Source organism: Streptomyces sp. NPDC020917 (genome assembly GCF_044333795.1).
GTDB lineage: Bacteria > Actinomycetota > Actinomycetes > Streptomycetales > Streptomycetaceae > Actinacidiphila.
The window spans coordinates 110314-125227 of record NZ_JBIRRR010000005.1 but is presented as its reverse complement, the minus strand read 5'-3'; the positions used below and the strand labels follow the sequence as shown (position 1 = coordinate 125227).

Here is a 14914-nt window from a genome sequence, read left to right as displayed (position 1 = left end):
CGCCGCCGGGCCGTCTGCGACGATGCCGCTGTGACCATCGTGCCTGCTCAGCCGCTCGACGACGCCCGCGTTCCGCTCCCCGGTACGGAGTGGGTGGCGCTCGTGGACTCCGATCCGATCCGGGCGCTCGCGGCCTTCGTCCTCGGCTGGTACCCCGCCCCGGACGGGGAGGAGGACCAGGAGGACGTGTGGGGCGGGGCGGAAAGCCCGGACGACGGTTCCGGCGGGATGCCGGAGGCCCTCGGCGCCTTGTACCGCCTGACCCGCCTGCGTCCGGCGCTCCACGGTTTCCACGCCCCCCTCGAACGGCTGCCCCGGCGCGCCGCGGGGCCGCTCGGTGAGCGGCTGGTCTTCGCGGGGGATTCCCAGAGCTCCTGGGACTGGTCCGTGCCGTGGCCGGCGGACGGCACGCACGAGGCCGACCCGGCCGTATGGATGACCTTCGATCCCCACCGGCCCACCGCGGACACGGACGCGGAGGTGGTCGTGGAGCGGGAGCCGCTGAGCCGGTTCCTGCTGCAGTACGTCCTCTACCAGACCCAGCAGGCCGCGCCCTTCAAGGCGTGGACCAAGGTGATGCCGACATCCCGCCTCGCACCGCTGCGGGACGTCCTGCGGCCCGTCCCGCTCAGCCCGTTCCTGCCCATGTTCACCTCAGAGAGCATCTACGTCGCCCCCGGACTGCTGGCCCTGATCAACGCCGACGGCGACGAAGCCGTGGCCGCCTTCGGCACGCTCGACCGGCAGACGCTGATGCCGCTGGGCGAGTACCCGTTCCCCTGGAGCTGGTTCGACGCCTGATGCCGTGCGGCCCGGCCCGCACGGTGGTGCGTCCCCGGCCCCGGACGGCGGAGCGTTTCTGAAACAGGCCGTGCGAGGCACAGCGGCCCCGCTGGGCTGACCGGACCTTTACCTTCTGCAGTCAGGGGGACCCTGTCCCGCTGATTGGCTGAATCCGTCTCCAAGTTGCGAACGCGCGGGTCAGGGCCGGGGTACGGAACCCCTGGTGATGGTCGCCAAGATCCATCAGGAAGGTTTCCTGTCCCTTGTCTTGACGGCATGTCATGAACGCGCGCAGACTCCGCTCTGCTCGGCCAGCTGAAACACCCCCCACTTCACCGGCCTCACACGGAGCCCCCATGCGTTTCAGAAACGGCATAGCCCCTGTCGCCACGACGGCCGTCGCCCTCGCGGCCGCCTGCCTCGGCACCGCGGGCCAGGCCCACGCCGCCACCGGACTTCCCGCCCACTTCGCGGCCCCCTACCTGCAGATCGACGGCAACACCGCCAACGACATGGCGGCCGACATGAACGCCACCGGCCTGAAGTACTACACGCTCGCCTTCCTCATCCCGAAGTCCGGCTGCACCGCGCAGTGGGAGGCCAGCGGCGACGGCATCGGCGCGTACGCCTCGCAGATCAACGCGCTCAAGGCGGCCGGCGGCACCGCGATCATCTCCTTCGGCGGTGCGGAGGGCGGCGAACTCGCCCAGACCTGCACGTCGGTGTCCTCGCTCACCGCCGCCTACGCCAACATCGTCAACACCTACGGGATCACCCGGCTCGACTTCGACATCGAGGGCGGCACCCTGGGCGACAGCGCCGCCAACCAGCGCCGCAACCAGGCGCTCGCCGCACTCCAGGCGCAGAACCCGTCGGTCCAGGTGGCGTACACGCTCGCGGTCGACCCCGGCGGCCTGCCCTCGCAGGAGTACGGGGTGCTCAGCGACGCCAAGAGCAAGGGCGTCGACGTCAGCGCGGTCAACATCATGACCATGGACTTCGGGGACGGCCAGAACGCGCTGGCCGACGCCGAGTCCGCCGCCCGCGGCACCGCGAGCCAGCTCGCCGGCCTCTACGGCATCTCCACCTCGGCCGCGTACAACCGGATCGGCCTGACCACGATCGCGGGCCAGAACGACGACAACGAGTACTTCTCGCAGTCCGACGCCCAGTCGCTGGAGGGATTCGCCGCCTCCAACGGCGTGCAGGAGCTGGCCTTCTGGGAGGTCGACTCCTACGACAAGCCCACGGGCTACGCCTACTCCCGGATCTTCAACCAGCTCACCACCGGCAGCACCGGCGGTGGCGGTACCGGCAAGACCGGCCAGATAACCGGCTACGGCGGCAAGTGCGTGGACGTGGCCGGTGCCAGCAGCGCCAACGGGACCGCCGTGCAGCTGTACGACTGCAACGGCACCGGGGCCCAGCAGTGGACCGTCGGGTCCGACGGCACCCTGAAGGCCCTCGGCAAGTGCATGGACATCACCGCGGCCGGCACCGCCGACGGCACCCAGGTGCAGCTGTACGACTGCAACGGCACCGGCGCGCAGGTGTGGCAGCACCAGTCCAACGGCGAGCTGGTCAACCCGACTTCCGGCAAGTGCCTCGACGCCACCGGTCCCAGCTCCGCCAACGGCACGCGCCTGCAGATCTGGACCTGCTTCGACAGCGCCAACCAGCAGTGGAGCATCCCGAGTTGACGATCGCGGCCCGTGGCAGCCCGACCGGGCGCCACGGGCCACCGGAAACGCTTCCGGCCACCGCTCGGCCGGCGGTTCCGTGAAGCGTGTCCGGTCCGGCGTTACAGGTGCGCAGTGAGGTCGGCGATGTCCAGCAGCGGCAGACCCCAGCGCAGCGCGGCGACCTCCAGGTCCGCGGCCACGGCCATGGTGCCGTCCTGGTTCATCACCTCGCAGCACACGCCGACCGGCGGCAGCCCGGCCGCCGCGCACAGCGCGACCGTGGCCTCGGTGTGGCCCGCCCGCTCGGCGAGCCCGCCGGGGCGGGCCGCCAGCGGGAAGACGTGCCCGGGGCGCAGGAAGTCGTCAGGGCGGGCGTCGGGATGCGCCAACCGCCGTACGGTGGCCGCACGTTCGGCTGCCGACACGCCGGTGCCGGTGGCCGCAGCCAGGTCGACCGGGATGTGCGGCCGGGTGCCGTGCCGGTCGCCCGGCCCGGGAACGGGGCCGAGTTCCAGGCGTTCCAGGACCTCCGGCGCGCAGGGCACCGTCGGATGGCCGCACACCTGGGTGAGCAGGAAGGTGAACGCCTCCGGCCGCAGCCTGGCCCCCGCGAACACCACGTCGCCCTCGCACTCCCGGTCCGGGTCCCAGACCACCACGGCGCCGCCGGCGGCCAGTTGGGCGACCGCCTGCTGCACCCCGCGTGCGCCGGTGACCCGGCCGGCCCACGGCAGCGCCGCGACCACCTCGGCCACAGCCTTCCCCGCGTCGCAGGGCCAGCGCCGCATCAGCCGTGTCACCAGGTCGGGTTCGAGGTTCACCCGGTCCCCGACGGCCAGCTCCGCCAGCGTGGTGGCCTGCAGGGTCAGCGGGACGAGCGCCACGGCGAACCGGTCGCGGGCCACCTCGGCGACGGTCAGGCTGACCCCGTCGACGGCGATCTGGGCCTTCGCGGTGATCAGCGCGGTGAACCGCTCGGGCGGCTTGATCCACATCCGCCGGGTGACCCCGACGTCGTCGATCCGCACCACCTTGCCCACGGCCTCGACGTCGCCCTGCACCAGGTGCCCGCCGCCGGGGTCGCCGAGCCGGAGCGGCGCCTCGACGTTGACCCGCGCCCCGGCCTGCAGCAGGCCGAGCGTCGACCTGCGGCGGGTGTCCGCGGACACGCACGCGGCCAGCACCCCCTCGGCCGCGGAGGCCGGCGCGACGGCCAGTCCCACGCCGTTCACGCAGACGGTGCCCGGCGTCCGGGCGGCGGCCCGGGGAGCGCGGATCGCGAACCGGTCCCCGCCTGCCTCGACGACGGTGCCGATCTCCTGGATGTGTCCGGTGAACACGTCAACCACCTCTCGACGGCGGCCGGACGGCCCGGCCGCACCAAGAACGCAGGGGCCCGTCGGGCCCGAGAGGTGGCGGGGTGTCACCGCGTGGCCCCGGAATCACACCGGGTCGTCCCGCTGCCACCAGCGGAACCGGCGGGCTTTCACCGCCGCACCTTGGAATCGCACCGGCCCCCTTCTAGCACGCGGCGCGTCGCGGGATCAAGCGGGGACGCGCCGGCCCGCTGCCCGGACGGCCGGGGAATCAGGCCGGCGCGGGGCGCGAGGCACGCATCGTTCTCACGGCTGCCGCCCGTGCGGCGTCTCGGGGCCGAGCCGGGCCACCCGGCCCGCGCGGGTCTCCAGATAACGCTGCTCGGCCAGGCTCGCGGTGCCCTTCGCGGCACGCCGGTAGCAGGCGTACGCCTCGCCGAAGTCGCCGGTCTTCTCCAGCAGATGGGCCCGCGCCGACAGCAACCGGTGGTGGCCGGCGATCCGTTCGTCACCGTCGAGGGTGGCCAGCAGGGCCAGTCCGGCCCGCGGGCCCTCGGCCTCGGACAGGGCGATCGCCCGATTGAGGGTGACCATCGGGTTGGGCGCGATCCGCTCCAGGATCAGGTAAAGGGCGTGCACTTGACGCCAGTCGGTCTCCGCGGCCGTGGCAGCGTCGGCGTGCGTCGCGGCGATGGCGGCCTGCAACTGGTACGGCCCCAGTGCCGGTCCGGCCAGCGACGCCTTGACCAGGTCGGTGCCCTCGTCGATCAGCGCGCGGTCCCACAAGGTGCGGTCCTGCTCCTCCAAGGGGACGAGGTCGCCCGCCGCCGTCGTGCGCGCCGCGCGGCGGGCATGGGTGAGCAGCATCAGCGCCAGCAGGCCCGACACCTCGTCGTCGTCCGGCAGTTGGGCGTGCACCGTCCGGGTCAGCCGGATCGCCTCGCGCGCCAGGTCGGCGCGGTGCAGCGCGCTGCCCGACGAGGCGGTGTAGCCCTCGTTGAAGATCAGGTAGAGCACCTGGAGGACGACCTGCAGGCGCGCGTCGAGTTCCGCGCCCTCCGGCAGGGCGAACGTGCTGCCGGCCGCTTTGACGCGCTGCTTGGCCCGGCTGATCCTGGCCGCCATCGTGGCCTCCGGCACCAGGAACGCGCGGGCGATCTCGGCCGTGGTCAGGCCGCCGACCGCCCGCAGCGTCAGGGCGGTCTGCGAGGCCGCGGTCAGCGTCGGATGGCAGCACAGGAACAGCAGCACGAGCGTGTCGTCGGTGCCCGGCACCTCGGCGGGAGGCTGCTCCGCGGCGGTCGCCGACTCCCGCTCCCGGCGGGCCCGGTCGCTGCGCATCTGGTCGATGAGCCGGCGCGAGGCGACGGTCGTCAGCCAGCCGCGCGGATGGTCCGGCAGCCCCTCGGCCGGCCACTGCACGCTGGCGGCGAGCACCGCCTCCTGCACCGCGTCCTCGCAGTCCTCGAAGGAGCCGTGGCGCCGGACCAGCGCACCGAGGACCTGCGGGGCCAGGGTGCGCAGCAGGTCCTCGATGTGCGGTGGAGTCATGCCTCCAATTGTCCGTCGGCGAACATCACCTGCCGCACCTCGACGCCCAGGCCCTCGATCGCGGCGTCCGGGATCTGCCCGGCCAGCTCGATCGCCCGCGCCCGGTCCTCGCAGTCCAGCAGGTAGAAGCCGCCCAGGTGCTCCTTGGCCTCCAGGAACGGGCCGTCGGTCACCACCGGCTGGCCGTTGCGCACGGTCACCACGGCGGCCTGCGACGGGTCGGCGAGGGCCTGCGTGGTGATCAGCTCCCCGGACTCCTTCAGCGCCTGGATGAACCGGCCGTGGCCCTCGCCGAGGGCGGCTTTCTCCTCGTCGGTCAGCGCGTCCAGCACGGCCGGGTTGATGTGCAGGCTGATCAGGAACTTCATGGCGTTCTCCTCGTGGTCCGCGAACCCCCGGCGGGGGCCCGTCACCCCTTGGTCGGCGCCGGCGCCGCGGTCTTGACACCGTCCGCGGAGAAATCTCGCACGGATCCGGTGTCAAGAACCGCTCCGCCGCTCCGACCACCGGGCAGGACATCGAGAACACAAGGAGTTGCGGACATGCGAGTCAACCGGGCGTGGCTGGGGCTGGGCCTCCTCATGCTGCCGACCTTCCTCGTCGCACTGGACACCACGGCGCTGCTGCTCGCGCTCCCGCGGCTGAGCGCCGACCTGGGGGCGAGCGACGTCGAGCAGTTGTGGATCAGCGACGGCTACGGCTTCACGGTGGCCGGCCTGGTCATCACGATGGGAACGCTCGGCGACCGGATCGGCCGGCGCCGGCTGCTGATGACCGGTGCGGGCGCGTTCGCGGTGCTGTCGGTGGTGGCCGCGTTCGCGGTCGACCCGCTGATGCTGATCGTCACCCGGGCCCTGCTGGGCGTCGCCGGCGCGACGCTGGCTCCCTCGACCCTCGCGCTGATCACCGGGCTGTTCAGTGACGACCGGCGGCGCGGCAGGGCGATCGCGATCTGGGCGACGTGCCAGTTCGTCGGCGGTGCGCTCGGCCCCGTGCTCGCCGGGGTCCTGCTGCAGTACTTCTGGTGGGGATCGGTGTTCCTGGTCTCGGTGCCGGCGATGGTGCTGCTGCTCGTCGCCGGGCCGGTGCTGCTGCCGGAGTCCCGCAGCGAGCGGGCCGGCCGGCTGGACCCGGCGAGCGTCGCGCTGTCGCTGGCGGCGGTGCTGCCGGTGATCTACGGCATCAAGCAGCTGGCGGTCGGGAGCGCGCCGGCGGCGCCGGGGATCGCGCTTGCGGCGGGCGCCGGCGTCGGCGTGCTGTTCGTCCGCCGGCAGCTGCGGCTGGAGGCGCCCCTGCTGGACCTGCGGCTGCTGCGCAGCCGACCGCTCACCGCCGTGCTCGTCGGGCTGGTCCTCGCCGGCATGGCCATGGCCGGCACGGGCCTGCTGGTGACGCAGTACCTGCAGGACGTGCTCGGGCACTCGCCGGCCGCGTCCGCCGTGCTGTTCGCGCCCATGGGACTGGGCGTGGCCGCCGGCACCCTGGCCGCTCCTTCGCTGGCCGGGCGGATGCGGCAGACGACCGCGATCGCCGGCGGCCTGGCGCTGTCCGCGGTGGGCGGCCTGCTGCTGTCCTTCGCGGGCGGGGCGCACGCGCTGCCCCTGGTGATCAGCGGGATCACCGTCCTCGCGCTGGGCACCGGCCCGCTGTTCGCCCTGGGGACCGGGCTGGTCGTCGGGTCGGTGCCGCCGGAGAGGGCCGGCTCGGCGGCGTCGATGTCCGAGACCGGCAACTACTTCGGCGGCTCGCTCGGCTTCGCGCTGCTGGGCGTGCTGGCCGCCGTGGTCTACCGCAGCCGGACGCACGGTACCTCCGACTCCCTGGCCGGAGCGGTCGCGGCCGGCCACCGCCTTCCCGCCGGCCAGGGCGCGGAAGTGCTCCGCACCGCTCGGGCCGCCTTCACCGCCGCCCTGCACGTCACCGGCGCCGTGGCCGCCGCCATCTTCGCCTTCCTGGCCGTGCTGACCCTGGTCCTGAGCCGCCCGGCCCCCCGCCCCGCCGCGGCCCCGGTCCCCGAGTACGAGACGACGCGCTCCTGACCCCGCGGGCCCGGCGAGGACCGGGCTGACACGGCGTCACATCCACTGGACTGTGCCACTGGAATATGCCTGAACAGATGGCCCGCTCTCGCCCGGTGTGCGAGAGCGGGCCGTCTGACGTGGCGTCAGCCGACGTGCCGTCATGTCGCATCTGGTGTGTGCTCGGTCACTTTGGCCCTTTCGTGGCCTTCGGCGTGGCCTCCGTCACTGCGCGAGCTTCGTGTCGGCCCATATGATCCGAATTGCCAGCGTAAGTCCGAACTCATGCTCAATGTCACTTACTTGACCATGAACGGATGAAGTGACCTATCTCATACTGTTCGGGCATCCTTCCAGTTCTGCGTAGAAAGGTACGAATCGTGGCCGCTTACCTGTGCCCCCCTGCGGTGATCCACGGCGAGCACTCCGTGGAGACGAGCCAGATCGTGGCGGAGGTGCGCGACCGCCTGCCGGACGTGCCCTGGCTGCCCCGGATCGACAGCATCGCGGCCAGCACCGGCATCGACACCCGCGGGTGGATGGTGCCGCTGGAGGACGCCGTGGCCCCCGGCGCCGGCAGCACCCTGACGCCGCAGGCCGCCGACCGGGCCCGCGCGGCACTGGCCCGCGACGGCTTCACCGAGCAGGACGCGGAGCGCGTGATCGCCGCCCTCGAGGCGATCCCGGCCCCGCAGACGGTCCAGGAGCGCACCGCCCCCGCCTGGGAGGCCGTGCAGGCCTACGGCGAGCGCGCGGCGCGCGGCGCCCTGCAGATCGCCGGGCTGGACGCCTCCGACGTGGACTGCCTGATCACCAGCCACTCCACCACCCCCGCCCTGCCTGGGCTGGACGTCTCCCTGGCCAACCGGCTCGCCCTGCGCGAGGACACGCTGCTGCTGCCCGCCACGCAGTGGGCGTGCATAGCGGGCACCCGCTCCCTCGCGCTGGCCGCCGACCTGGTGGCCGCCGACCCCGACCGGGTGGTCCTGGTCGTGATCTCCGAGGCGCTGAGCACCACCTACCAGCCCGCCGACGACACCCTGGAGTCCCTGATCGTCCGGCTGCTGTTCGCCGACACCGCGGTCGCCGCGGTGGTCACGGGCCGCCCCCGGCCGGAGTCCGTGCTGCGGCTGGACGCGTCCTGGAACCACACCCTGCCCGGCACCCGCGACCTGCACCGGCTGGAGACCCGTGCCGACGGCACGCACTTCGTGATGGACCGCCGCGGGCCGCGGGCCGTACAGGACACCGTCGGCGCGATGTGGGAGTGGCTCCAGGGCCGCCACGCGGGCGACGCCCAGCCCTGGCACCCGGACCTGCTGCTCGCGCACCCCGGCGGCACCCGCGTGCTGGAGTACATGGAGCAGACCATGCCGCAGGAGTGGCCGGAAGGGCTCCTGACGTACAGCCGCGAGAGCTACACCACGGGCAACCGCGGCGGTGCGGCCGTGTTCGACATCCTGCGGCGCGCCCACGACGCCGGCCAGAAGCCGGGCAGCCGCGCGGTGCTCTACGCGGCGGCCCCGGGACTCACGGCCACCGCCATCGAGGGGGAGTGGCTCTAAGGCCGCACCACCCCGCCGCCGGCACCGCGTCCACGCCGCCCGGTGCCGGCCCGGACCGGCCCGGCGTCAGCGGGCGAGCTCGGCCCAGACGACCTTTCCGGTGTCGGTCCACCGAACGCCCCAGCGCGTGGTCAGCCGGTGCACCACCTGCAGGCCGCGCCCCCGGTCGTCGAGCAGGCCGACGCGGCCCAGCCGCGGCCGGCCGTTGCCGGTGTCGCCCACCTCGCACAGCAGGCTGTGGCCGGCCCGGATCAGCCGGACCGTGACCGGCCCGGTGGCGAACCGGACGGCGTTGGTGACCAGCTCGCTGACCAGCAGCATCGCGGTGTACCGGGTGTCGTCCCTGGTGCCCCACTGCTCCAGCAGCCCGGCGGTCAGCGCCCGCGCCCGCACCGCCGCGTCGTCGCGGGCCGGCAGCCGCCAGGCCGCGGTGTCCCGCCGGCGGCAGCCCGCCATCCGGGCCAGCAGCAGGGTCACGTCGTCGCGCAGGCTCTCCGGGGCGAGGTCGGCGACCACGCCGCGGGCGGCCTGCGGCAGGTCGTCCCAGGGATGCACCCTGCTCACGGCGGCCGCCAGCCGCCCGATGCCCTCGTCGATCGGCACCGCCGGGTCCTCCACCAGGCCGTCGGTGTACAGGGCGAGGAGCGAGCCCGGAGGCGCGTCGAAGCTGTGCACGTCGAACGGCTCCCGCAGGGCGAACTCGGCCCCCAGGCCGGGGTGGGCCGGAATGCTGAGCGGCCTGCCGGTCCCGTCGGGGAGGACGAGGATCGGCGGCAGATGGCCCGCGCTGGACACCACCACCTGGTGGCTGACGGGATCGTAGACGGCGATGCAGCAGGTCGACCCCAGCGCGCTGTAGCCGGCCGCCAGGCCCGAGTCCGTGTCGTCGAGGATCGTGACCGTCTCGTCCAGGTGCTCCAGCACCTCCTCGGGCCCCAGGCCCGCCGACAGCAGCGCCCGCGCCTCCATGCTCAGCTGGCCCATGGCCGCCGCGGCTCCCAGGCCGTGCCCGACGACGTCGCCGACGACGAGCGCCGTGCGGCCGCCCGGCAGCGGAAAGCTGTTCACCCAGTCACCGCCGACGCCCGCGCTGTCCGGCGTGGTGGGCTGGTAGACGCTGGCCACCTCGATGGTGTCGCCGCCGGCCCGCGGCAGCAGCCGGCGCTGCAGCGCCAGCACCTGGGCGTGCTCGCGCTGGTGCTGGCGGGCCAGGTCGACGTGGTGGGCGGTCCTGGCCACCAGCTCCTGCAGGTCGAGCAGCTCGCCGTCCTGGAACGGGCGGTCCGGCCGCCGCCAGACCTCCGCCATGCCCAGCACCACCGGCGGCTCGCCGTCCAGGCCCTCCAGGACCAGCGGTATGCACGCCACGCTCGCGGGGCGGTCGCCGGGCACCAGGGCGCGCACCAGCCGCGGATCGCGCAGCACGCGCTCGATGGTCCCGCGGTCGGGGATGACGACGGCCTGGGCGACGTCGCCGCGCCTGACCGCCAGGGACAGCAGGCGGCTCGCTTCGCCCGGCAGGTTGTCGCCCGGCGTCAGGTACCCGTCGGGCCACGCCCGGTCCGGCACCAGGGCGGCCCGCCGCAGCCTGATGCGCTGCTGCGCCTGCTCGGTGACCGCCTCACCCGTCCACACGGCGTAGTCCAGGTCCACCGCGGCCACGTCTCCCCAGGCCATCAGCGACTGCGCCAGGGACTGGGCGGTCTCGCCGATGTCCAGCGACGTGCCGATCGCGGTCTCGGAGGCGTACAGGTGCAGCCGCTTGGCCATCGCGATCAGGGAGACGGTCAGCGCGTCCTGCGGCCCCGCGGCCGGCAGGATGCTCATCGAGACGACGAGCTCCGTCCCGTCGTCCCGCCGCAGCCGCTGGACCCGGGCGACGTGCGCCTCCCCGGTCTCCAGGACCTGCCGCAGCCGCCTGGTGACCGTGGGCACGTCGCCGGAGGGCAACAGGTCGGCGAACAGCCTGCCGGGCTCGGCCGTCATCCCCGCGAAGGCCGGGGCCTCCAGGTTGCTGCGGGTGACCCTCAGGTCCCGGTCCAGGTTGACCGCGCCGAGGATCTGCTCCGGGTCGCCGGCCACCAGGCTGGTGCCGCTCGGCGGCTGGGCGGCGCTCTCACTCTGCGCGGCGGCAGCACTGACCGCCGCCGCCGGGCCGCTGTGCGGGATGTACTCCCCCAACGCGCGGCTGACCAGGTCGAACGGCGACGATGACGAGGGGGAGGATGTGGAGTCCATGCGGCTCGCTCACCTCACTCGCCCACCCCGGCGTCCATGACCGGAGGCATACCCGAGATCGTGCGATGAAGCCCCGAGATCCCTACCGCACCCCCTATTGAATAACACAGGTGTCCGCTTCGCCCACAAGAGCCCGGTCACGCGACGGCCGGGATCGGTGGCGGAGGGTGATCGGTGCGGGCGGCGGCCGCCCGGCCGGGGTGCGGCGGTCCCGGCCACGGCACGGGCGTCCGGCGCGGAGGCCGTCCGCGGCGTGTGGGCCGAGCGGGTGAATCTCCTCGTGGCGGGCCGCCAACCGGGACGCCAGTCCGCCGAGTGACATCGACGTCACCCTCGGCGCGACCGGCGGTGGCACGCCGGAGCGCTTGCCGCGTGCAGCCGGTGCTGCCGCTCGCCGCGCGGGTCCGGTCCGGGCTCAGCCCAGTACGCGGTCGAGGTTGAAGGCCGCGCTGATCAGGGCGAGGTGGGTGAACGCCTGCGGGAAGTTGCCGAGTTGCTCACCGGCGTGGCTGATCTCCTCGGCGTACAGGCCGAGGTGGTTGGCGTAGGTGAGCATCTTCTCGAAGGCCAGCCGCGCTTCGTCGAGCCGACCGGCCCGGGTCAGCGCCTCCACGTACCAGAACGAGCAGATCGAGAAGGTGCCCTCCTCGCCGCCGACGCCGTCGCGGCTCCTGAGCGGGTCGTAGCGGTGGACCAGCGAGTCGGAGACGAGCTGCTCGGTCAGCGCGTCGAGGGTGGACAGCCACTTGGGGTCGGTGGGCGCGATGAACTTCGTCATCGGCATCATCAGCACCGCGGCGTCCAGCACGTCGTCGTCCTCGTGCTGCACGAACGCCTGGCGCTGCACCGACCAGCCCTTGTCCATGATGCGGTGGTAGATCGTGTCCCGCTCGCGCCCCCACCGGTTGACGTCGGCGGGCAGGCCGCGCCGCCGCGCCATCCGCATCGCCCGCTCGATCGCCACCCAGCACATGAGGCGCGAGTACAGGAAGTTGCGGCGGCCGCCCCGGGTCTCCCACACGCCCTCGTCCGGCGTGTCCCAGTTCTGGCACACCCAGTCGACCAGGGCGCACACGGCCTCCCAGTGGTCGCTGGAGATCGGCCGGCCCCACTTGTCGTAGAGGTAGATCGAGTCGATGAGCGCGCCGTAGATGTCCAGTTGCAGCTGCTCGGCCGCGCCGTTGCCGACCCGGACCGGGGCCGAGCCGCGGTACCCCTCCAGGTGCCGGAGCTCCCGCTCGGGCAGGTCGGTGCGGCCGTCGATGCCGTACATGATCTGCAGCGGCCCGGAGGGGCCCACCGTGCCCTGCTGGACGCGCTCGGTCAGGAAGCCCATGAACGCCTCGGCCTCGCTGGTGAACCCCAGGCGCAGCAGCGCGTAGACGCAGAACGCGGCGTCCCGCACCCACAGGTAGCGGTAGTCCCAGTTGCGGGTGCCGCCGATCCGCTCCGGCAGGCTGGTGGTCGGCGCGGCGACCATCGCGCCGGTCGGCGCGTGCGTGAGGAGCTTGAGGGTGAGCGCCGAGCGGTGCACCATCTCGCGCCAGCGGCCGCGGTAGCGGGACTGGCCGATCCAGTGCCGCCAGAACGCCACGGTCCCGTTGGCGAGCTCCTCGGCCTGGCCGATCGAGCACATCGGCTGCGGGATCCGCCCGTCGAGGCAGTCCAGCACGAAGATCGTCGACTGCCCCTGGCTGAGCGTGAACCGCGCGGTCACGTCCCGGCCGTCGTGCTCCAGCCGCGCCGAGGAGGTCAGTGCCAGCGACAGGTCGGCGGACTCGAAGCACACCCCGTTGGCGATCGAGTGGACGGTGTGCTCGACGGTGCCGTAGCCGAAGCGGGGCGCCACCGCGGCCCGGAAGGACATGCTCCCGCGCACGCACAGCACCCGCCGGATCAGCCGGTGCCCCACCGCCTGCGCGGCCGGCCCCACGTCGGTGGTCACCGGCATGAAGTCCTGGATCTCGCTGACCCCCTCCTCGGTGAGGATGCGGGTGATCAGGACGTTGGTGTCGGGGAAGTAGAACTGCTTCGTCGTCGCCGGGCCCTCCGCGGCCAGCTCGAAGGCGCCGCCGCGCTCGGCGTCCAGGATCGCCCCGAAGACGCTGGGGGAGTCGAACCGCGGGCAGCAGTACCAGTCGATCGTCCCGTTCGTGCCGACCAGCGCGACCGTTCGCAGGTCGCCGATCAGCCCGTGCTCCGCGATCGGGAGGTAGCGGCAGCCGTCGCGCGCGCTGCCGGGCGCGCCTGAGGACCCCATGCAGACCACTGTAGGCAGCCAAAACGCATAAATCGCGTGGATGGGCGGATAACGGTGGAAAACCTCGGCCGGAGGCGTCCCCGGCCCGCAGGGACGTGCAGGGAGCGCGGATGATCGGAGCGGGACGCGGCGCCCCGCGCCTCGATGGCTCGGGTGGATCGCCGCCGGACATAAAACGTTCGAGGGTGACATCGGCGGGCGCGCGGGCTCGACCGGCGCCGGCAGGCGCTGACGGCTGGGCGGCCGTGGTGCCGCACGTCAGGTGGGGGATAGGGTGGAGCGCGCCGTACCGGTCCGGCCTGCCGCCGGGCTCGCGGCGCACCAAGGGTGGGTTCGCGGGTACTCGTGCGCTCTACCCCCGGGCCGCGCCCGGAATCCCGGCATCGACGTGAAGGTGGGCATCCTGGTGGCTCGGACGACGGCGTCTGGGGAGGGCCGCAAGGCCACGATCAAGGACGTGGCCAAACGGGCGGGGGTGTCGCCCTCGGCGGTGACCATCGCCGTCCACGGCAAGCCGGGCGTCTCGGCCAGGACCAGGGAGCGCATCCTCCAGGCGGCCCGCGACCTGGGCTGGAGCCCGAACCAGGCCGCGCAGTCGCTCTCCGGGCGCTCGGTGCACACCGTCGGCCTGGCAATCGCCCGCCCGGCCCGGATGCTGGGACTCGAACCCTTCTACATGGAGTTCATCTCCGGGATCGAGAGCGTGCTGTCCCGGCACTCCTGCTCGCTGCTGCTGCGCCTGGTGGAGCCCGAGGAGGAGATCGAGGTCCAGCGCGGATGGTGGCAGGGCAACCGGGTCAACGGCTCCATCCTCGTCGACCTGCGGGTGGACGACCCGCGCATCCCGGCGCTGGCCGGGATCGGCCTGCCGGCCGTCGTGGTCGGACACCCCTCCCTGGCCGGGCCGTTCACCTCGGTGTGGACCGACGACGCCGCGGCGACCGCGGAGGCCGTGCGGTACCTGGCCGCCCTCGGCCACCGCAGCATCGCCCGGGTCAGCGGGCCCGCGGAACTCGGCCACAGCGCCATCCGCACCGAGGCGTTCGCCGAGACCGCCCGCCAACTCGGCCTGACCGCACGCACGGTGGTCGCCGACTTCTCCGCCGACCAGGGCAGCCGGGCCTGCCGCTCCCTGCTCCTCTCGCCGGAGCGGCCGACGGCGATCGTCTTCGACAACGACCTCATGGCGGTCACCGCGCTGGGCGTCGTCGCGGAGTTCGGCCTCTCCGTGCCCCGTGACCTGTCGCTGCTGGCCTGGGACGACTCGCAGCTCTGCCAGCTGACGCGGCCGATGCTGTCGGCGATGCGGCACGACATCTTCTCGTTCGGCGCGGACGTGACCGCGACGCTTTTCGACGTCATGGCTCACCGGGAGGCCGTGTCCCACGCCGCCCAGGTCCCGAGCCTGGTGCCGCGCGGCTCCACTGCCCCGCCGTCCGCCGCGTCCCGCTGAGGTCCCGTCCGCGAGCCGGGCGCGCTGCCGGCTGCCGGGCCCCGAATC

The 14914-nt window shown here is 73.4% G+C and carries 10 protein-coding genes; 5 read left to right on the top strand and 5 right to left on the bottom strand.

Annotated elements, in window-relative coordinates:
• Positions 1-30: 30 nt before the first annotated feature.
• Both ACH4TG_RS12815 and ACH4TG_RS12810 read left to right on the top strand, forming a co-directional pair.
• Complete coding sequence (locus ACH4TG_RS12815; protein ID WP_398242243.1) at positions 31-801, top strand: hypothetical protein; 771 nt, start codon at positions 31-33, stop codon at positions 799-801.
• A 338-nt stretch (positions 802-1139) separates the two neighbouring features.
• A complete protein-coding gene (locus ACH4TG_RS12810; RefSeq protein ID WP_398242242.1) occupies positions 1140-2483 on the top strand; it encodes a ricin-type beta-trefoil lectin domain protein in 1344 nt (447 codons plus the stop codon).
• Positions 2484-2584: 101 nt separating this feature from the next.
• Here ACH4TG_RS12810 and ACH4TG_RS12805 read toward each other — a convergent pair whose 3' ends face one another.
• From ACH4TG_RS12805 to ACH4TG_RS12795, 3 genes are all read right to left on the bottom strand, one after another.
• Positions 2585-3805 (bottom strand): 3,4-dihydroxy-2-butanone-4-phosphate synthase, encoded by a 1221-nt coding sequence (locus tag ACH4TG_RS12805; protein WP_398242241.1) that lies wholly within the window; start codon positions 3803-3805, stop codon positions 2585-2587.
• A gap of 282 nt (positions 3806-4087) precedes the next feature.
• Positions 4088-5332: an RNA polymerase sigma factor gene (locus tag ACH4TG_RS12800; RefSeq protein WP_398242240.1), complete on the bottom strand. Its 1245-nt coding sequence runs from the start codon at positions 5330-5332 to the stop codon at positions 4088-4090.
• Positions 5329-5700 (bottom strand): YciI family protein, encoded by a 372-nt coding sequence (locus ACH4TG_RS12795; protein ID WP_398242239.1) that lies wholly within the window; start codon positions 5698-5700, stop codon positions 5329-5331. The genes ACH4TG_RS12800 and ACH4TG_RS12795 overlap by 4 nt, the downstream gene beginning before the upstream one ends.
• A 174-nt stretch (positions 5701-5874) precedes the next feature.
• On the opposite strand from ACH4TG_RS12795, the gene ACH4TG_RS12790 reads away from it, so the two are divergent.
• Complete coding sequence (locus tag ACH4TG_RS12790) at positions 5875-7371, top strand: MFS transporter (protein WP_398242238.1); 1497 nt, start codon at positions 5875-5877, stop codon at positions 7369-7371.
• A 359-nt stretch (positions 7372-7730) separates the two neighbouring features.
• Positions 7731-8915 (top strand): type III polyketide synthase, encoded by a 1185-nt coding sequence (locus ACH4TG_RS12785; RefSeq protein ID WP_398242237.1) that lies wholly within the window; start codon positions 7731-7733, stop codon positions 8913-8915.
• Between the two features lie 66 nt (positions 8916-8981).
• Here ACH4TG_RS12785 and ACH4TG_RS12780 read toward each other — a convergent pair whose 3' ends face one another.
• Both ACH4TG_RS12780 and ACH4TG_RS12775 read right to left on the bottom strand, forming a co-directional pair.
• Positions 8982-11153, bottom strand: coding sequence for a SpoIIE family protein phosphatase (locus ACH4TG_RS12780; RefSeq protein ID WP_398242236.1), 2172 nt, complete (start codon positions 11151-11153; stop codon positions 8982-8984).
• Positions 11154-11568: 415 nt separating this feature from the next.
• Positions 11569-13413 carry a glycoside hydrolase family 15 protein gene (locus ACH4TG_RS12775; RefSeq protein ID WP_398242235.1) on the bottom strand — a complete coding sequence of 615 codons (1845 nt, stop codon included), beginning with the start codon at positions 13411-13413 and terminating at the stop codon, positions 11569-11571.
• A 406-nt stretch (positions 13414-13819) separates the two neighbouring features.
• On the opposite strand from ACH4TG_RS12775, the gene ACH4TG_RS12770 reads away from it, so the two are divergent.
• A complete protein-coding gene (locus ACH4TG_RS12770) occupies positions 13820-14866 on the top strand; it encodes a LacI family DNA-binding transcriptional regulator (RefSeq protein WP_398242234.1) in 1047 nt (348 codons plus the stop codon).
• The last annotated feature ends 48 nt before the right edge of the window (positions 14867-14914 follow it).

Bases quoted from the DNA above. Each gene is read 5' to 3' on its own strand.
- ACH4TG_RS12810 (WP_398242242.1), top strand. From the start codon at position 1,140: ATGCGTTTCAGAAACGGCATAGCCCCTGTCGCCACGACGGCCGTCGCC.
- ACH4TG_RS12800 (WP_398242240.1), bottom strand. From the start codon at position 5,332: ATGACTCCACCGCACATCGAGGACCTGCTGCGCACCCTGGCCCCGCAG.
- ACH4TG_RS12795 (WP_398242239.1), bottom strand. From the start codon at position 5,700: ATGAAGTTCCTGATCAGCCTGCACATCAACCCGGCCGTGCTGGACGCG.
- ACH4TG_RS12790 (WP_398242238.1), top strand. From the start codon at position 5,875: ATGCGAGTCAACCGGGCGTGGCTGGGGCTGGGCCTCCTCATGCTGCCG.
- ACH4TG_RS12780 (WP_398242236.1), bottom strand. From the start codon at position 11,153: ATGGACTCCACATCCTCCCCCTCGTCATCGTCGCCGTTCGACCTGGTC.
- ACH4TG_RS12775 (WP_398242235.1), bottom strand. From the start codon at position 13,413: ATGGGGTCCTCAGGCGCGCCCGGCAGCGCGCGCGACGGCTGCCGCTAC.